The 19,740-nt window shown below is 40.1% G+C and carries 13 protein-coding genes; 10 read left to right on the top strand and 3 right to left on the bottom strand.

Going from position 1 to position 19,740, the window contains the following annotated elements:
* The first annotated feature begins 427 nt into the window (after positions 1–427).
* The 9 genes from ACSAZL_RS01685 (at position 428) to ACSAZL_RS01725 (ending at position 12,289) form a co-directional block, all read left to right on the top strand.
* Positions 428–805: a hypothetical protein gene (locus tag ACSAZL_RS01685; RefSeq protein WP_440947025.1), complete on the top strand. Its 378-nt coding sequence runs from the start codon at positions 428–430 to the stop codon at positions 803–805.
* Between the two features lie 236 nt (positions 806–1,041).
* Positions 1,042–1,554 carry an ABC transporter permease subunit gene (locus ACSAZL_RS01690; RefSeq protein ID WP_440948954.1) on the top strand — a complete coding sequence of 171 codons (513 nt, stop codon included), beginning with the start codon at positions 1,042–1,044 and terminating at the stop codon, positions 1,552–1,554.
* Positions 1,555–1,658: 104 nt separating this feature from the next.
* The gene (locus ACSAZL_RS01695) at positions 1,659–2,486 is read left to right on the top strand and encodes an ABC transporter ATP-binding protein (protein WP_440947026.1); all 828 of its coding nucleotides are present in this window, start codon (positions 1,659–1,661) and stop codon (positions 2,484–2,486) included.
* 358 nt (positions 2,487–2,844) lie between these two features.
* A complete protein-coding gene (locus ACSAZL_RS01700; RefSeq protein WP_440947027.1) occupies positions 2,845–3,660 on the top strand; it encodes a hypothetical protein in 816 nt (271 codons plus the stop codon).
* A gap of 1,090 nt (positions 3,661–4,750) precedes the next feature.
* Positions 4,751–7,033, top strand: coding sequence for a PKD domain-containing protein (locus tag ACSAZL_RS01705; protein WP_440947028.1), 2,283 nt, complete (start codon positions 4,751–4,753; stop codon positions 7,031–7,033).
* Between the two features lie 198 nt (positions 7,034–7,231).
* Positions 7,232–8,659, top strand: a complete 1,428-nt coding sequence (locus ACSAZL_RS01710) for a YncE family protein (RefSeq protein WP_440947029.1) — start codon at positions 7,232–7,234, stop codon at positions 8,657–8,659.
* 156 nt (positions 8,660–8,815) lie between these two features.
* Entirely contained in the window at positions 8,816–9,412 is a 597-nt protein-coding gene (locus tag ACSAZL_RS01715) for a UPF0228 family protein (RefSeq protein WP_440947030.1), read from the top strand.
* 118 nt (positions 9,413–9,530) lie between these two features.
* Complete coding sequence (locus ACSAZL_RS01720; RefSeq protein WP_440947031.1) at positions 9,531–9,722, top strand: hypothetical protein; 192 nt, start codon at positions 9,531–9,533, stop codon at positions 9,720–9,722.
* 662 nt (positions 9,723–10,384) lie between these two features.
* The gene (locus tag ACSAZL_RS01725) at positions 10,385–12,289 is read left to right on the top strand and encodes a phosphoadenosine phosphosulfate reductase domain-containing protein (protein ID WP_440947032.1); all 1,905 of its coding nucleotides are present in this window, start codon (positions 10,385–10,387) and stop codon (positions 12,287–12,289) included.
* Positions 12,290–12,708: 419 nt separating this feature from the next.
* Here the strand turns inward: ACSAZL_RS01725 and ACSAZL_RS01730 are convergent, their stop codons facing one another.
* The 3 genes from ACSAZL_RS01730 to ACSAZL_RS01740 form a co-directional block, all read right to left on the bottom strand.
* Positions 12,709–12,963, bottom strand: a complete 255-nt coding sequence (locus ACSAZL_RS01730) for a protease inhibitor I42 family protein (RefSeq protein WP_440947033.1) — start codon at positions 12,961–12,963, stop codon at positions 12,709–12,711.
* 507 nt (positions 12,964–13,470) lie between these two features.
* On the bottom strand, positions 13,471–14,571 hold the full coding sequence (dinB, locus tag ACSAZL_RS01735) for a DNA polymerase IV (protein ID WP_440947034.1): 1,101 nt from the start codon (positions 14,569–14,571) through the stop codon (positions 13,471–13,473).
* Between the two features lie 489 nt (positions 14,572–15,060).
* Positions 15,061–17,223, bottom strand: coding sequence for an MEDS domain-containing protein (locus tag ACSAZL_RS01740; RefSeq protein WP_440947035.1), 2,163 nt, complete (start codon positions 17,221–17,223; stop codon positions 15,061–15,063).
* Between the two features lie 1,501 nt (positions 17,224–18,724).
* Between ACSAZL_RS01740 and cbiM the strand changes: the two genes are divergently transcribed.
* Entirely contained in the window at positions 18,725–19,714 is a 990-nt protein-coding gene (gene cbiM, locus ACSAZL_RS01745) for a cobalt transporter CbiM (protein ID WP_440947036.1), read from the top strand.
* Positions 19,715–19,740 lie beyond the last annotated feature (26 nt).

The following is a 19,740-nucleotide window of genomic DNA, read 5'->3' on the forward strand; positions in this document are numbered from 1 at the left end:
AAAAACCAGAAGAAGGTAAGCTGTTAGAGTAATAGAAGGTAACACTAAAATGCATTAATAAATAGGTAAAAACGATACGAAAGAAACCTGTTTCTCTGTAATGAATTGTAAGGATTTTTTCAAATTCGTCGAAAAGTTCGTATCTTCTTTAATACGAATATTATACATTTTTCATCCTGATGGCTAACTTACTTTAGACGTGAGTATATACTTTTTCTGACCGAAATCTCGAACAATTTGTCTTACGATGCAGTACTTTTTAATAATTAATCATAACTTATACGTCCTTTTGGATTGTTAGACTCTTTGGTCAGAAGACTTATAAGGAGTTAACAACGAGGAATTTATGAAGTAGAAAGGAGAGGAATTATTTCCTTTTTTCTTTTGTTTACTTCTGTGGTTCTCACCATTTTTTGAATGTGATCTCATGAAAGTCGGAAATTTATTGTTTATAGGAATAGTGGTCGGACTTGTGTTATTCGGGTTTTTTGAATTTTTAGGGTTTGATCCGACATACGGAGGGATTATAGGTGCTGTTGTTGTAGGTACATTAATTGGTAAAATCATAGGCAAAGGATCGGAGAAATATGCCTTTTTTTCAATATTTACATATAACCTGATTGGCTTGATTTTAGTATTTTTGTTTACCTCCGATGGAAAGCTTGCGTTACAATACGGGGGTATAGCTTTGTCTGTTCTCATCGGTTTTGCGCTCATTATGGTCTTTTTCTATTCAATAATCGGGTCCTTTGGGGCATTTGTTGCCTCCAACCTCAGCAGTAATCAACAGGACGAAGGATTATGAATTTCTCTGAAATACGGATTATTGGGGAAGATGAAACATTCAGGGGTTCAAAAAGTAGATATATATGGCTTTTTGGCGGAGTTTTTATCTTTCTTTGTTTTCTGGTAATGCACTATAGTACCAGTTACCTGTTCCTTTTCTTTTCAAATTCCGGCGGCATTCCGTATACTTTGATTTCTTACCAGGTGGTATTGCTTATCGGACCTTTTATGACTATGATAACATCTTTTGATATCATAAGCAGTGAAACTGAAACCGGGTCGGCAAGATACATTCTCTCCAAGGTCCACAGGTCATCTTTTGTCTTAGGAAAATTTTTCTTTCTATTACTGGTATTTACGTTCGTTTCCTCCGGAATTGCACTTATAAGCCTGATATATCAGTATTCCTCAGGAAACGTCTTTCAGTTAGAAAGTATTATTCTATTCTGGATTTCTTCAAGCCTTTATCTGGGGTGCTTCATAAGTATTTTTATATTCATCTCAACACTGTCTGCAAATAACAAAATTTCATTTACAATGTCTGCTGTGTTTCTTGGAATTTTGATATTTTTCTATTTACAGGGGCATGATGATTATCTGAAGTATATCACCCCCTTCTATTATGGGATTAAAAATATGGAGTTCATGAAGGGCTTCCCGGTTGAAGGTGGATACCTCAAGGTTTTTGAAAGTCCAGTTTCAATGTTTCTGTACATGCTGGCTTTTTTGTCCATGAGTTTGGTAGCCATTAAAAGGAGGGATTTCTAATTACTGCAGCTATCTCTACCAAAGGCCTGTACAAAAAATATGGCTCTCGCTTTGTTCTGGAAGATCTCTCCCTTAATGTAGAAAAGGGGAGTATTTACGGTTTTTTGGGTCGGAATGGTGCCGGAAAAACAACAACAATTAAATTATTGTCAGGGCTTTCAACGCCTACACAGGGGCAAATTTTTGTTGATGGCATGGATCTGTCTTCCAAATCAGAAGAAGTGAAGCAGATTCTGGGTCTGGTCCCTCAGGATTCCGGTTTTTACGATGAGAGGACAGCCTTAAGCCACATGGTCTATTACGGCAGACTGAAAGGCCTGAGTAAAAAAGAGAGCCTGAAACAATCTCGGGATTTACTGGACCGGGTTGGGCTTGGCAATGAAATGTTCAAAAAAGTGGGTTATTTTTCCCATGGTATGAAAACACGGCTGGGAATTGCCCAGGCTCTTTTGAATAATCCGGAAATACTGATTCTTGACGAACCGACAAACGGTCTTGATCCTGTTGGTATCCGGCAAATCCGGCAAATTCTTCGCGAGTGCAATAACAGAGGGATTACGATATTTCTTTCATCCCATAACCTTCTCGAAATACAGGAGATTTGTACCTATGTCGGGATTCTGGATAAAGGCAAGCTTATTGCCGAAAGTGCAATTGAGAAAATTCGCCACCTTGAGTCAAATGGAGTTATTACGATTGGGGTCTACAATCTCTCTTCTGAGATGATTTCTTTAATCGAGAGTCTGGAGTTTGTTGTAAAAACCGAATTGAAAGCCGAAAATACTCTGGACGTTTTCGTAAATTCCGGGACAGATGTCAAACCGGAAATCAACAGGTTAATTGTTGAAAGCGGAGGCCGTGTTTTCAAACTTATAGAAAATTCCCTCTCACTGGAAGATGCGTTTTTTAATGCCACAGGAATAAACCTTTAACTTTCAGGAGGAAAGCCGTGTTTTCACTTCAAAAGGAAGCATGGCTTTACCCATGTCTGTGAAGGTCGGATCATACAATAAGCTGTTCCCAAAACCCGAACTCAGATCCCAAATTTTTGTGTTTTCATTAAATAACATCCTTCGGTTTTTAATTTTGGGGGAGCCCTTGCGTTAGGTGTGAGCGTATATGTTTTCCGACCCAGGTCTCAAACAATTTGTCCTTTAAGTAATATTTCTGAAAAAAAGGATTGTAAATCCAACGTTCTCTTAATTGTTAGAGACTTTGGTCAGAAAACTTATAAGGAGTTAACAAATAGGGACCTGTAGGGTCCAAATGTGCTTTCAGAATAAATCTGACATGGGAGCATTGTTTCTGGCAATGTTACTTGTATGCATAGTGCTTGTGCCGGCGGCAAGTGCAGAGGAAAATTTAAAAACAGGTGATGAGCCTTCCGAATGGGAGCAGGGGTTAATTGATGCACTGAACTCAAATACGGATAACCTATCCACAGACGATGTGATTGCGGATTATTGTAAAGCAAACAGACATAAAATTTCAATGCCAAAGCTCAATGCTGCTTCAGATGAAAACAATTCAAGGACATATCAACTGAAAGACGGATCAAATATAACTTTCACAAATCAAGGGTATTTTGTTATTGATAACCTGATAGTAGAGGAAACAAACAATAATACGGTCCAGCTAAATAACCAAAAAAATACAATCCGGATAAATAATCAAAAAAGTGAAATGGATTCCCAATCGCTGGTGAATCCGGATTATACTCCTACTCTAACGCACTCCGTAAGCGAGTATAATTTCCTTGGTTGGAAATTGTTTACAATTACCACAGAAGGGTATTTTGGATATGATCACCAATCCGTACAGCCTTACCATCTAGACTCATGGTACGTACACAATATGCCTCTTAATCTCTGGCAGATTTCTAACTGGGAAGATGGTGAACATCTAACTTCTAACAATACTGCAGAAGTTTACGGTCAGGGGAATTTCCATTACGGTTTTGAATACAGGGGTAGCAGCATAACTGTTCAAAACTATTATATCAAGGTTTATTTATCGTGTGATCGAAATGGAAATTATGGGACTCAGTACTCTATAACCGATCTTAACCAAAAACTCAAAATTGGTTCCCTGAATCTTGAATTCTGAGCTCTCAATTAACTCTTATCAATGCTCAATTAACTCTTATCAATGCCTCAATTAACCCTTATCAATGCCTCAATTAACCCTTATCAACTCTCAATCAAGCTTCTGATCATGTAAAATGGTTCTGACAATTTTGGTTTTAAGAAGAAACCCGGGTTTGGAATCAGCTCAATTATTGAAACGAGTTAATTTCTTTGTATGGATGTGAATTTATTATGAAAAGATCAAGTTATGAAATATTGTTTCTCGCTTGTTTTGCCTTTTTTTTTATTTTGAATCTTCTGAATGTGATTGGTCAACCGGATATGTCAATTCTTATAGCAATAATTATTGCAGCATTTATGGAATCACTAATTCCTTATTTGGTTATAATTCTGATTATACACATAGTAAATCATGACAGCAGAGAGTCTTAACTAAAGAATATTTTACTAAGTCGCTGCCTTTTAGTCGAGTGTGTAATGAGACTATGCAGGCTCTATAAAAGTCCAGAACTATGAATTTCTACAGAATCAACTCCAAAGGCATTAATGAATATATAAATACTGAGCATGTTGTTCTGCGCCGAATTATAGGGATTTTTTTTAAATGCTATTGAGCAGTTTGTCTTTTCCTTAACACGGCACATTTACAACTTTTAATCCTGATAATGCACTTGCTCCGGTACGAGTATATAAGTTCTCTGACCAGGGTCTCAAACAATTCTTCATATCAAGTGACATTTCAGAGAACTGTAATCATAAGTCCGACATTCGTTCTGATTGTTAGAGACTATGGTCAGAAAACTTATAAGGAGTTATGTAAAAGGAATTTTTAGAGTTTGAAGATACATTCCAGGTAACCTGAACTTTTCATTTTTTCAATTTTCATGATATAGAAATATTAGCACAGTAAGCAGAACCGGGATTTGTTTCAATAAAACAATAGGGTCGTCAGTTAACTACTTTCCGTTTAATTCAAACCCGTTCCTCACTTATTGAGATTAGTTTAAAACCTAGATTCCTTTGAGTGAAAGCATAAAAGTATCTGTGGTTAAGAATCTGGCATCTTTGAAAATACGAGAGTAAGGCTTTGAAGGATAGGACGTAAAATAATGGGAATAAACAGACAAATAATTTGCCCACTTATCTTTGTTGTTTTTTTGGTAACGATCACAGGGTCGGTTTCTGGAGTTGCCGCTGATCCTGAAGTCAACATGAAACCGGTGGGACATTTCGGTGGGACGATGGATGCTGTTGATGTCGCTGGCAATTATGCCTATGTCGGACAGGGGCAGGACCTTTTGATATTGGATATAAATAATCCCTCTTCACCTGTTTTAGTGAGTAAGATTATGACAGAAGGTTTAGTGAGGGACGTAAAAGTTTCCGGAGGTTATGCTTATGTAGCCGATGACGATAATGGTCTTTTGATTATTGATATCAGCAATCCTGCTTCTCCTACCCTGAAAGGAAGCTACAATATTCCAGGATATACTTATTGTGTTGCAGTTTCCGGGAATTACGCTTATGTAACTGACGATGATGGCCTTTTGGTTGTTGATGTAAGTAATCCTTCCGATCCGATTCTCAAAGGGAGTTATGCCGGTTCTACTGGCGATATTGCAGTTTCCGGGAATTACGCCTTCGTAGCCGATTGGGATAACGGTCTTATGATTGTTGATATCAGCAATCCTTCTTCACCTGTTTTTAAAGGGAGCTACGATACTGAAGGAGGTATTTACGGTGTCTCAATTTCCGGGAATTACGCCTATGTGGCCGATGGCAATGCCGGTCTTTTGATTATTGATATCAGCAATACATCTTCTCCTACTCTCAAAGGAAGCTACAATACTGCCGGAATTGCTTGTGATGTTTCAGTTTTGGGCAAATACGCCTACGTGGCTGATAATGATAACGGTCTTGCGATAATTGATATTAGCAATCCTTCTTCTCCAACTCTCAGAGGAAGCTGTGATACTCCGGGATATGCCAGAGATATTTCAGCTTCAGGTAATTATGCCTGTATAGCGGATAAAAACGATTTTGTAATTGTTGATATCAGTAATCCTTCTTCTCCTGGTATTATGAAAAGTTACAATACTATTGGAATGAGTAAAAGTATTTCTATTTCGGGCAATTATGCCTATGTGGCCGATTGGGATAACGGTCTTATGATTGTTGATATCAGCAATCCTTTTTCTCCTACTCTCAAAGGAAGTTGCAATACTCCCGGATCTGCCCAAGAAGTTGCAGTTTCAGGCGATTATGCTTATATAGCCGATAGGAATGATCTTGTGATTGTTGACATAAGCAATCCGTCGTCTCCAATTCTGAAAGGAACTTTCAATACTGGAGGATGGGCTCAACATATTACGGTTTCCGGCAATTATGCCTATGTAACCGACAATGCTAACGGTATTTTCATTGTTGACATTGGCAATCCTTCTTCTCCAACTCTTAAGGGGATTTATGATACTTCTCCAACCGTCATAGAAAATTATGCGTATATTGCATGTATCTGGAATGTTGAGGTTTCGGGTAATTATGCCTATGTAGCCGATGAAGGAGACGGTCTTTTGATTGTTGATATCAGTGACCCTTCTTCTCCTATTTTGAAAGGAAGTTTTGATACTGCAGGGTATGCTTACGATATTGCAGTTTCAGGAAATTATGCCTATGTAGCCGATAGCAAAAATGGGCTTGTGGTTATCGACATTAGCAATCCTTCTTCTCCGGTTATGGTAGGAAGATATGATACTGCAGGATACGCTGACCGTGTTTCAATTTCAGGCAATTACGCCTATGTAGCCGTTGATAATAGTATTATGATTGTTGACGTCAGCAATCCTTCTTCTCCGATATTAAAAGGGATTTATGCCGTTCATGCCAGTGGTGTTGAAGTTTCCGGGAATTATATCTATGCGATTAATGGTGTTAATGGTCTTGTTATTCTTAAAGCAAATCCTGAACATTCAACCTTTTTTGTTGCAGACTTTAGTAGTAATATCACCTCCGGTTACGCTCCTCTCTCGGTCCAGTTTAATGATCGCTCTCAGAACGCAACTTTATGGAACTGGGACTTTGGAGATGGATTTAATTCAACAGATCAAAGTCCGGTCCATACTTACTCCTCAGCAGGAACCTATACTGTTAACCTGACAGTAAACAATGAAGGCAGAACAGCCTCAAAAGAGGCCGCGATCTTTGTGCTGAATGCAACAAGTCCCGGTGAAAACGGAATAGTCGGCGAAGGAAACGGTAGTTCTGGGGCAACCTTAACAACAGATACAGGCATTCCTGCAAAAGAAAGCAAAAGAACTCCCGGAGTTGAAATAGTTTACGGGATGATAAGCCTGATAGCTGCATTCTGGATAAAGGAGAACAATAAAAAGTAAGAAAACTTTATCCTGATATTATTTTGCCTCAAGATTCTTTTCAATTTTTTCATACATTCATAACCCTGAAACCTTGTTAGATTCGATTTTATCCGGAAATCGACTTAAATTAAAGAAGATTTTAGAAAAATGTCATAAATCCGGATTTCTTGATAACAGTACTGGCATGAAGGACAAACACTGCTTGGAAAACAAAAGATGAAAAGTAAAACTATCTCAACAATACCAATTGCAACTTTTTCGATTCCATTCCTATCTGTGGTAATGGCCAATAAAGCACGTAGAGGACATACCTTCTTAAGAGCTTTTGGAACAGTATTTGTGATTCTAACACTGGTGGGCTTAGCAGGCGCAGCTCCGTTTGCATATGTGACGAGTATAGGAATCGACACCGGCACTGTCTTTGTAATCGACACAGCAACTGACAATCTCACAGCCGTGGTGCCTGTAGAAGGCTGGGCCGGAGAAGCCACAATCAACCCTGCAGGAACAAAGGTATATGTGACAGACATATCAGGATTGAGCACCAATGTTTTTGTAATTGACACGGCGACAAATACAGTTGACGCCGTGGTGGATGTGGGGTTTTATCCCCGGGCGGTTGCAGTCAATCCGGCAGGATCAAGGGTTTATGTGACGAATCGTTACAGTAGAGTGGAGGATAATAGCAACATTGTCTCTGTAATTAACACGGTAATTGGCAAATCCACAAACACTGTAATGGACCCGGTTAATATGGGACTGAGCACTTATAACGTTGCATTTACACCGGATGGGGAAAAAATCTATGCTACTAACAGCCGCAATAACACTACTTCCGTGATTGATGCGGCTACAAACAAAGTTATAGCCACTATACCTGTAGGAGACTATCCTACTGATATCGCAGTTAGTCCTGATGGAAATAAGGTGTACGTGATTAATTCGGGCAGCAACAATGTTTCTGTAATTAACACCAATACAAACAACGTTACAGGAACTGTGCCTGTAGGAGACGGGCCCAGTGATATTGCAGTCAGTCCTGATGGAACTAAAATATATGTGACGAACTCCGGTTCTCGTGATGAACCGGGTAGCACTGTTTCTGTAATTAATACAGCAACAAACAATGTTACAGCTACAGTGTCTATAGGAACTGTTCCCAGGGGAGTTGCAATCACGCCAGATGGAAAAAAGGCCTATGTAGTGATCTCTGATATCCACTCCAGTGACTACACAGATAATGTCTCCGTAATTGACACAGCCACAAACAAAGTTACAGCAACTGTAAATACAGGGAAATATACTATGAACTGTCCTTTTGGAGTTGTCATTGGACCTCTTAAAGGTTCTAAAATTACTGATCAAATTAAGATTGTAAGTTCCAATGAAACTGACAAAGGTACAGTGGCTATTTTTAATGCAACTGAAGATATAGGAGTTGAAGAAACTAACTTCTCGCCGTCTGACGAAAAAAACATTACTGTACCCAACAATTCAAACAACACTAACAATAATAACTCTGAATCTGACAACGGTAGTAGTTCAGGTGAAAATGAATCAAGCAAAAATAACTCTGCTCCAGGCTTTGGATTGTTGGGAAACTTAACCTGCCTGTATGGCGGATGGAAACTCAGGAAAAAGTAATACAAGTTTCGGATTGAACATTTATTGCTGGCATTGCTGGCGGCTGACGATTCATTCATATCAAACCCAGGTAAATGAAAAGCATAGAAACCTGACGATTGAAGCTTCATGCATACTGTGAGGGATTAAAACCTTTCATCTTTTTGCGGTGTTGGTATGGGCAAAATCAATAAAGAAATCGCTATTTTTGTTGTGTTTCTAATTCTTGTAGTTCTTTGGGGGCTATTTATTAAGACACCAGTTGATACGGAACCAACGGTCAACAACGAGCTTAAGGTATGCGGCATATATGTCCAGTTTGAAAACGGAACTTCCGAGTCTGAAGTTGAAACTATTCTTGAAAACTACAACATGACTGTGAACTATAGCATCGAATACAATAATAGGAATATGGCGGACGACTACTACATCATGTTAGACAAAGATGAAAGGGATGTAAGGCGCGAACTGAGTGAAGGGATGAAGGAGGAGAAAAAAGAGTGGACGGTGTTTTCTCCTTCACATGTTGTCCGGAACGGAGATTTCTACGTAATTATGGTATCTGAACAGGCTATCAATGATGAAACTTTTCTTGAGATCCTGGAGAAATATGATATTCGGTTGAAAAAGTCTGTCTGGTGCTATATTCGCTTTGAAAAGCCGGACGGGACCAGATATTGGATTCCAGAAGAAGATGCGATCAGAATAAAAAACGGGCTTGAAAATAATGAAAGTATTTTTTCTGTACATATTGGCTACATTTATGATCAATAATTTATTCACATTTTTGAGAAGATGTTTGAAGACTATTCGGATACAAAAGCAATGCAGGTAATCAGCATGCAGGTAATCGTATGCATATTCGATCCTGACAATTTTGAGATGGAAATTTATGAATAAAATAATTTGGAAACCACTGGTTGTTCTTATCTGGATTGTAATTTTTACCGTATCATGGAAGATAGATGTTTGGGAGGTAAACGCCAAAGCGGGTTTTGCTTCAGTAACTTTCTGGATTGGACTTTTTCTTGGATCACTCATGGGAGTAATTTCGACTGAGCTAAAATATGCGTACAAGAAATAATACTATGATATCTCGAGATATGAAGGCAATTTGTGAAGGATAAATGTGATTTGTAGGGTGATTTCTGAAAAACCGTAAGGTTAGGATCATCCCTGTGATTTTTCAAACTCAGGGGAATGTTATATTTTTCAGATTTAATTATTACTGCACACCACAACTGAATTTATCCAGGCTAAAATATGCATTTTTAATGTACCATAGAATAAACTAATGTGTTAGGGAGTTAACATGGATACAAAATCAGCTAGCAAGTTATCACGTATATTAGCCCTGATAGCTCTTGCTCTAGCACTATATAATGCATATCTTGAATGGTTAGACATATCACATAATTCTTATCTGTCAAATCTTGTATTGGTATTTGTCTTGCTTTCAGTACTTGCTGCAGAACATTCAAAAAAACAAAATCGTTAAGTGGCTATCTTAAAATTTGAACTATTCCTTCAATTGGATATAGGGCAGCATTAATTTTCAAATTGGAAAGTATGTTTTTCCATAATTAGGGTCCAAGTTCACATTTTAGCCGCTTGACGGTTTAATTCTACTTTTTTTCAGTTATAGTGTTGAAGTCTTATCCCTGTTGTAAATTCGATCAGATTTTAAGGTCTGCTCTAAGAAAAGCCAAAGCCTTTTAAAGGGGAACCTCTCTCAATCTGCTTGACATGTCCAGACCAGCATACCTTGGCAAAATGCTCCTGCACTGGTGCGAGGCCTGCAATGTGCCTGTGCTCGGAAAACAGTGTGGGTGCGGAAAAAGAACAAAACGAGTTGAGGTCACTCCTCCCGGAGATATCCGCCCGGCTTTTGATTATGATATAAGACGAATAAATTCCGTTTCTGAAAAACAATTCAATGCTCCTCTTATCCCCGAAGGGCATCTTGTGGTGCTTAACAAAGCTCCTTATGAAGACCGGATGGATGAAATCATAGTGGATGGGGAAATCCTTGCATCCATCAGGTTTGAAATTGAGAGCTGTGAATGGGTCCTTCTCCCCCGCCTCGAAGGGGCAAGGCGGCTTTTCCAGGGCAGGGACAGAAGAGACCTGAAAAAATGGGTCGTTATTGAAGAGGAAATTCTACCTTTTATCCTGAAAAAAGGAGCAAGTATTCTCGCTCCCGGAGTCCTTGATGCAGACCCTGAAATCAAAAAAGAGGATGAAGTAGTTGTCCTGAACCCTGCCGGAGAAGTGGTCTGCTGCGGCCGCGCCCGGATGGCAGGAAAAGAAATGATTGAGGAAAAGCGCGGAAATGCCGTGAAGCCGCGATGGAGTGCGGAACCGAAAGCTGCAAAAACCCTCTTCTCAGGAAAAAGCTGGGACGACGCCGTAAAAGCCAATGAGAAAATCCTGAACCCCATGATAGAGGATGCCCATGACTTCATAAGAAACGTTTCAGGAAGTATGGACCTCAAAGTCAGCGTCTCCTATTCCGGGGGCAAGGACAGCCTTGCAGTGCTGCAGCTTGTGGACGAAACTCTGGACAATTACGAGTTGATGTTTGCGGATACCGGGCTTGAGTTTCCGGAAACCCTTGAAAACGTTCGAAAGGTTGCGGAGTATTACGGAAAGCCCCTCAGGACCGCAAGTGCAGGGGATTCCTTCTGGGAGTCCATAGGAATTTTCGGACCTCCGACAATGGATACGCGCTGGTGCTGCAAGATCTGCAAACTCGGGCCGATTACCCGGTTAATTGACGAAAACTATGAAGGGGGCTGCCTGAGCTTTATAGGGCAGCGCCAGTACGAGTCCCATGCACGCTCCATCAGTAAGCGGGTCTGGAAAAACCCCTGGGTCGGCAATCAGGTTGGAGCGTCCCCTATACAGGAATGGACGGCTCTGCACGTCTGGCTCTACCTCTTCAGGACGAAAGCTCCCTACAATCCGGCTTATGAAAAAGGGTATGACCGGATGGGCTGCTGGCTCTGCCCCTCTTCATCCCTTTCCGACTTTTTCCAGCTTGAGGAAAGCCACCCCGAGCTTGCAAAAAAACTCGACTCCCACCTCCTGGCCTATGCTGAACGAATGGGGCTTTCCCCTGAATGGGTAAAATACGGTTTATGGCGCTTCAAGCGCTATCCTAAGATTCTTCAGGAACTTGCGGATAAAAAGGGAATTTCCCTGCTCCCCTCCCAGGAAGCCCCCGGAGAGCTCCACTTTGAAGTTGCCACAGGCTACCGGCCCTGCAAAGCAGGCGGGATCTCTGCAGACGGGAGCTTCGGACAGGCGATTGATCTTGAAACGCTGGAAGAAAGCGGGATGCTAAACCCTGTCGGAAAAGTTTCCTTCATTGAAGGGGCCGCTTCTGTTGCCCATGGGGAGTCGAGAGCCCAGGTCTTTGCATCAGGAAATGTAAATGGAAGAAGTGAAACTGAAAAAACTCTGAAAAAGCTCATGCGAATGGTCGAGTTCTCAGTAAGAAGGGCCATTCTCTGCCAGGGATGCGGAGTCTGCGTAGGACACTGCGAGCACAATGCAATTCAAATGAAGGAAAAGAGGGCCTGGATCAGGGACAGCTGCACTCACTGCGGGGCCTGTATAGAAGTCTGCCCGCTTGTGAAATTCATTTGAGTACTATCTGCAAATGGTCAGTTTGTCCACAGGAAATCGTTTGACACTATTCCGGGCAGCCTGACCTGCAGCTCCGTTTTTTCCGTTCCGTGCCTGTACGGCTGGCTTCAGTTTTTCTCTTCTGAATTGTGCAGATCTGTAGTTGGCTCACTCGTTAGAGAATATAGGATACTCTGCGAACCTTCACTGCTTTTAAAGAGACCGAATTCGGAGTTCTTTCACTGGCCTCAATTAAGCGACAATCTCTTGAAAACACGAATGGAGGACCGGAAAAATCTCCGATTTCCTGTGACTCCTAATCGAAATTCGGGAAAAAAGCAGATAGAATGTAAGGTAAGCACTCGGCAAGGCAGGGCGGATGGACTTGACCAGAGAAGGTGACCTTGCCCGGGCTCCAGGCTATGTGGCCTGTATATGTGTTATTCGGCATCAATATTGATCTCAAAGCAACTTGCTATCTGATTACCCCTCCGGTATGTACCTGTTATCTTTTGACTACCCTGACAAGTTACCTGAATGTCCCATACACGGTATCCTCCGCTACCTTTCTGTTCCTCATCTTCGGGGACAAACCTGTCCCTCATTATCTGTAACCCGTTACTGGTTGCAATGTCCCAGCTGAATCCGCTGACCGGATTTTCCGGAAACTGGATTGTAAACGGTTTTTTAATCATACTGTCCCTCTCCTGACCGTCCTTATGCAGCCTTCTTTCATTCCCAACTTCCTATTTTTTTTCGCCATTTTTAGCGAATTTCGGATAAAGTGCCATTTTGAAGAAATCCGCATGCAGAGCTGATCTATACTAAAAATAGTTGGCTTAAAAAATGGGATCGAAATTCAGGTTCTGGAAGTAATTTCGGAATATTACCCATATTATTATTACATTTCTTGTATGATAAATTTTATGAAATAATTCTCTCCAGGGTTAACAATAAAGGAGGGTTTTAACGAATTAAAATTTTTGAATGAGGCAAATGTTATTTATATTCTGGGTAATAATATAAATTCTGTGGATCAATAGAACCCTGTACAGGTCTGGCAGAGTAAACGTAACTCCCTGAACCTTTACAGGTGACCTGGGAAAACATAAAATCCAGGTATACACGAGTAGCGAGGCAGGCATATCCTCAAAATATGGCACAGGCATATCCTCAAAATATGCACAATATGGCATTCAGGTTCAATAATCAAAAAGACTTTTCTGCCCCTTTCTTTTCTGGAGCCCTCCTACCCTGACCCCCACTCGCCGGAGGTCAGTCCTGCTTTCCGAAATAAATTCCCCGAGGACTTCGCGGGCAGCTTCAAGCAGGGCTTCCTTTGAATAAACCGGATGGTTGAGGGTGCGGCTCCTGGTATACGTCCTGAAGTTTGAGTTTATGACCGTAACGGTTACAACCCTGAAGGTGAGTTCCCTTGAGTTCAGTTTTTCAATAACGTCTCCTGCCAGCCTCTCCAGCAGCGGAAGGATAAGTCCCTGATCCAGAGTATCCTCAGGCAGGGTTGCAATCCTCCCTATCTGCTCCGAACCTTCCCTTTCCTTAAGGGGGGAGTCGTCAATTCCTGAGGCAGCCTGCTTAAGCCATGTGCCCCGGGATTTTCCAAAGGTGGAAATAAGTTCGATAACATCGTGTTCCGCAAGGTCCTTTACCGTAACTATGCCCATTTCCTGCAATTTTTTTGCAGTTACGTCCCCTATCCCCCAGAGTTTGGACACCTTCAGCGGCCAGAGAAAAGCTTCCAGGTTTTCCGGGCTCACAACCGTAATCCCATCAGGTTTTTTTGCGGACGAAGCCATCTTGGCAATCAGCTTGTTCGGGCCTACGCCTATGGAGCAGGTCAGTTTTTCCTTTTCTTTTATTTCCCTCTTTATCTGAATCCCGATATCAAAAGCAAGGTTAAAGTCTCCTCCTGCCCTGTCGGTAACTTCAAGGAAAGCCTCATCAACACTTATCTGTTCAAAGGGATCTTCGTTTTCTCCGGGGTCTGCGTAGCTGCGGAGAATTTCCATAATCCGGTTTGAAACCGAAGTGTAAAACTCCTTCCTGACAGGCAGGAAAACAGCTTCAGGGTTAAGTTTTTTTGCCCTGGAACAGGGCATCCCTGACCTGATTCCAAATTCTCGTGCAATGTAATTGCATGTGCTTACCGATCCGCTGAGTTCGCTTCGCCCGGAGAGCATACAGACCACGACGGCTTTTCCACGGAGTTCAGGTTTTTCCCTCTCCTCGATGGCCGCATAAAAATAGTCCATGTCTATATGAAGGATGACCCGCTGCATCACAGTAAAAGATGCGGGGAAGATTTGTATAATTATCTCTTGAGCTCTGGAACAGGAAAAGTACAGACAATGACGTAAAACTTAGAATATATCAAAAACATCAAGCTTAAGCAACAAAATGAAAAATTGGAGTATTACCCTTTAGTCACTAAGTAAAGTTTAAATTAGGGTTCTTTCCAAATACATTTTGTCGACACAATGTGTGTTTGTGATAAATTACTGTATCAATCGATTTCATCAATTAATGTAATCTGTTAAATTTTGGCTTTAATATGTTCGAGCTCCTCTCGATCTGTAAAATCCTGGCTTTATTCTATTCTAAGTTGTAAAAATTCGATAATAGACAGACTTTATTTAGTCTTCTTTGCTAAACACTCATTCAGAACAATTATTTTTTGATAAAGCTGGTATTTTTTTATTGGGTTTTGGGCATGAATTCCGGGTTTACTCTTCCAGAGTTTTTTGATGACACCGGTACCTTTTTGTCCAGGCCTATGATCTTTCCGCTATGCTAAATACAATTCTGAATTCCGTTCCCCGTGCTTTTTTAAGCTCGATTTTCCCATCCACCTGGTTAACAAGAATGCTTACCAGCTGCAGTCCGAGTGATTCAACACTCCTCAATTCTACATTTTCAGGAATTCCTTTTCCATTATCCGAAATTGTCAGACTGAAAAGGGATCTATGTATCTCATCATCCATTTCTTCCCTACAAAGCAGGATTCGAATTTCCCCTTCCTTATTTTCAGCGAATGCATGCTTAAGAGAGTTGGAAACGAGTTCGTTAACGATTATTCCTAACGGGACAGCAACATCAATATTAAAGAACGTATTTTCTTCCAGATCCATATACAGTCGGATATTTTTGCTACAAAGACTGTAAGTCTGGAAAAGGTTTTCAGCTAACTTTCGGAGGTACACAGAAAAATTCAGTGTATCAGTTCCTTCTCCTTTATAAAGTTCTTCATGGATGAGGGACATTGAAATTACTCGGTTCTGGCTTTCCTTGAAAGCTTCGAGAATCTCCAGAGTAGGAACAGCTTCTCTATGACTGAACTTTTCGGCCTGAAGATCAAGAAGAGAAGAGATTACCTGCAAGTTATTTTTAATTCTGTGATGAATTTCTTTTTTCCTGGCATCCTCAATTTTTACCAGGGCTTCTTTTGCCTTTATTCTCTCAGTAACGTCGGATACTGTGCTCTGGTAACTATCAAATTTTCCATTCTTGTCCGGAATTTTTTGATATACTTCATGCACCCATTTTATTTTTCCGTCCTTGCATCTTATTCTGTAGCTGAGTTTTCCATAATACGGAGAGAGAGCATTTTTGACCTCTCTTTCTTTTTTAAGGAACAAAGGCAGGTCTTCCTTCTCAACAAGCTTTTTCCACCGCTTTTTGGACATTAACTCTTCTTCGCTGTACCCGGTGATCTCTTCTACACTCCCTTTTACAAATTCAAGGTTGAAATCCTTATCTTGCTGAAAAGCAATCCCTGTAAAATTCTGTATGAAGGAATGGTATTTTTCCTCGCTTAACATGAGCAAGTCTTCGATTTTGATACGCTCTGTAATGTCCTGGAGTGTTCCTCTCATTCGAATAGGAGTATTTTTCTCATTAAAAATAACTTCTCCTTGTGCATGGACTATACGTTCTTCCCCATCAGCCGAGATAACTCTATAATTATTGTCAAATGGTCCCCCCTCCAAAGCTTTTCTAATTGTAGTATTTACAAAGTCTCGATCGTCGGGGTGTATGTGATCGAAAAATATATCAAAAGTTTCCCTGAACTCGTGAGGATTAAATCCAAAGATGCGATAAACTTCATCAGACCAGTACAGTTCATCAGTTACAATATCCCATTTCCAGCTTCCGATATGAGCCATTTTTTGAGCTTCGGCAAGATCTTTTTCACTCTCTTTCAACTGTACACAAGCTTTTTCAAGTTGCGTTGTTCTTTCTTTGACCAATTCTTCGAGATGATCGTATGCTTCCCTTGATTTAACTTCTGGGTCCTGTACAGATCGAATAGCTGTATTTTCTACTTTCTTGCGTTTGTGACTTTCTATCTGTTGCCATACCCCCTCTCTTTTGATCAAAGAGAATCGATGATTTGCGATGATGTCAATTATCTCGATTGTGTCGAATATGTCAAGAGAATAAGTGCACAGAGCTGCTATCCGGTGATTTCCTATGACACTATCAAGTTTTTCCTCAAACTTAACGAAATCATTCCGGTTTTCTTTTTCTAACCAAGAAATATTTTCTGTCAACCTTAAACCGTCATAGCCGTCGGCCAGAGCATTGTTAAGTTTTTCGATCCACCTATTTATCAGTCTCTCCGGATCAAAAATAACTTCTTTGCTTCCTTTAGAATTCCAATGCGTATAGGAAATAATTTCAATTTGCCCTTTTTCCAGATAAATATCAATATCAGGAACGGACTTTCTCAAAGCTTCTTTCGCCTCTTCTACATCTGAAGGTTGCGAGGTAATCCAGATACAGAATTCGTGATCTTTCAGCCCTGCTTTAAAATAGGGAACAAGTATATCCATCAAATCTTCCTTGGTTTGGTAGAACTGGCATAAGTGGGTTCCCCAAGGTATATCTCCAATAATATTGATACCAGAACTCCTGATTTTCGTTCCCATCCACATCTCCCCAACTTAGGTCCCATGTAGTTACAGACCCATAGCATCTTTTTTACATCTTTTGTATTACAATAAATTTAAGTCGTATCTTGGCCGATATATACTTTTACTGCAACTATGTAAATTTATGTCCTACTTTTGAACTATGATTTGTTTACTTCTCTCCTTGAATATTCTATATCTGAATGTTGCTTTTGAAGAAGATGAGTCAAAAGATCATAAGACGGAGTATTTGCTACAGATGAATAGCAGAGGTCAGTATTTGCTACAAATGAATAGCAGCGATCAGCTTCTGTAAAACTAAAGACGGCAAATACAGCAACAAGAAAATTTACGTAGTTGAGGGAATTATATTTTGACAGGTTTAAAGGCATAACTCCATCAATTTTTACAATTTGCAATTCAATAAACATATTTTAAATAACGTCAAGTTTGCGGTGAGTTGACTGCACAAACCCAACACAGTATTCAAATTCAATTAACAAACAGAATTTGAACCTTCTTTTATATCTATGAAGTAACACAAATATGTATATTCATGTTATTTTATTGTTCTTACATGCTTTCTTTTAAGATATTTCATATTTTTAACCATGAAATCAGGTTTCTTCTCGAGGAAAGAAAGCAAAAAAGATCTCATTTTTAGTTAGGGCTCATCTCTTTTCCCATAAAAAGTTTCTTTAATTCGGTCTCCAAGAAATAAATAAGAAGGTTAGTTGCCTTATTCAGGCAGCCCCCATACTGTGAAATCCTTAAAAAAGTAGTTATTGGCCAGTCAAGTAGCTATGCATGATTTAAGACAGAATGAAATAATTATCTTTCCTTATTCTTTGTGCTCATGCTCATGCTCGTGTTCGATTCTATGCAGATGTTCGTGTTTGTGAGTCTCTCCTTCATGTTCATGCTCATGTGTATGTTTGTATTCATGTACATGTAAATGAATATGTACGTGTGCTTCCTCAGGCTTTTGTTCCTCAGGTTTGTGTATGTGTATATGCGTTTCTTTTTCTTCCATAACTTTCACTATCCTTTTCAATCAAACGATTAGAACTTTTATTTCATTCGTCTATAGTCACATAGTTGTGAGATATTAAATACTTTCCTGGAAGTAAATTAGATAAAATAACACTAATTGATAAATAATTCTTATCATGTTTGAGAAATTTTCTGAAAAATGAGATGTCTTTCCCCTATCTTAATCTTTGCTTTGGCGGATCTCACTCGTTAATCCCAAAGAGAAACCATCTTAATCAGGTGGATTCGAAACCAATTTGAACTCCACTTTTAGATTATAGGCAATATTCTCTTAGGTTCAGGTAGGCGATTATTCTGAGTTATAAGTAACTTTATAGGTTACGATTGCAGGCTATTTGATCATTAGCAGACAATGTAATCATTAATAACAATTATAAAAAAATTATTGTTAAAAAATACGTATAAACATTATTTTTATATGAAAAGATATGATTATATATAAAATAAATTGTTAACGTCCTGTGGGGATACTATGCATATTCCGGATGGTTATTTAGGGCCAGGTACATTTATCGCATTCTGGATCATCATGATCCCGATTTGGATTTATGCAGGAAAGAAAATGGGAACTCTCGGGTCTAAAAGAGTTCCACTGCTTGCTCTAGCATCTGCATTCGCTTTTGTTATTATGATGTTCAATTTGCCCGTGCCCGGCGGAAGCAGCGGCCATGCAGTGGGCGGGGCTGTAATTGCTGTCGTTATAGGACCATGGGCTGCAGTTATAGCCATATCTATAGCCCTGGCGCTACAGGCGCTAATGTTTGGGGATGGGGGGCTAACCGCTTATGCGGCAAACTGTTTCAGCATAGCAGTTATTATGCCTTTTATTGGTTATTATACTTACAAGTTTATTAGCGGAAATACGGATATCAAATCCTCACGAAGGGTAATCGCTATAGCCATCGGGGCCTGGTTATCCATCACCGTAGCAGCTACGTTCGTAGGATTTATTCTCGGATTGCAGCCTATTTTATATAGAGGTGCAAATGGTTTACCTCTCTATATGCCATATCCACTAAGTGTAACTGTTCCAGCTATGTTTTTGGAGCATGCATTTGCATTCAGTATCGTTGAAGCGCTGGTTTCGGCATTGATATTTGTCTATATTCAGAGAACAGATACATCCATATTCTATGCAGAGAAAGCTGCACCTCGAGAAGTATCTAAGAAAAGCACAAGAGACCTGGCTATTGGTATGTTGTTTTTGATAATTCTAACGCCTCTGGGCCTGCTTGCGGCAGGCACTGCATATGGCGAATGGGCCCCGGAGGAGCTTAAAGCCAGGGTCGGCTATACGCCACCGGGCCTGGAAAAGCTTTCAGACCTCTGGCATGCCCCAATCCCGGATTACGGTTTTTCAAATCTCCCTCCGGTTCTGGGATACATTTTAGCAGCTGCGATAGGAGTAATATTGTGCATGGGCATCTTGTACTTCATGGGCAAGAAGATCGCTAAAGATTAACTGAGCAATATCCCGTTTTATTTTTT

The sequence above is a fragment of the Methanosarcina mangrovi genome, assembly GCF_052057765.1.
Classification (GTDB): domain Archaea; phylum Halobacteriota; class Methanosarcinia; order Methanosarcinales; family Methanosarcinaceae; genus Methanosarcina.

Coding starts and splice junctions, on each gene's coding strand:
- ACSAZL_RS01715 (WP_440947030.1), top strand. CDS start 8,816: ATGGGCAAAATCAATAAAGAAATCGCTATTTTTGTTGTGTTTCTAATT.
- ACSAZL_RS01685 (WP_440947025.1), top strand. CDS start 428: ATGAAAGTCGGAAATTTATTGTTTATAGGAATAGTGGTCGGACTTGTG.
- ACSAZL_RS01710 (WP_440947029.1), top strand. CDS start 7,232: ATGAAAAGTAAAACTATCTCAACAATACCAATTGCAACTTTTTCGATT.
- ACSAZL_RS01720 (WP_440947031.1), top strand. CDS start 9,531: ATGAATAAAATAATTTGGAAACCACTGGTTGTTCTTATCTGGATTGTA.
- ACSAZL_RS01700 (WP_440947027.1), top strand. CDS start 2,845: ATGGGAGCATTGTTTCTGGCAATGTTACTTGTATGCATAGTGCTTGTG.
- ACSAZL_RS01740 (WP_440947035.1), bottom strand. CDS start 17,223: ATGTGGATGGGAACGAAAATCAGGAGTTCTGGTATCAATATTATTGGA.
- ACSAZL_RS01705 (WP_440947028.1), top strand. CDS start 4,751: ATGGGAATAAACAGACAAATAATTTGCCCACTTATCTTTGTTGTTTTT.
- ACSAZL_RS01725 (WP_440947032.1), top strand. CDS start 10,385: ATGTCCAGACCAGCATACCTTGGCAAAATGCTCCTGCACTGGTGCGAG.
- ACSAZL_RS01730 (WP_440947033.1), bottom strand. CDS start 12,963: ATGATTAAAAAACCGTTTACAATCCAGTTTCCGGAAAATCCGGTCAGC.
- cbiM (WP_440947036.1), top strand. CDS start 18,725: ATGCATATTCCGGATGGTTATTTAGGGCCAGGTACATTTATCGCATTC.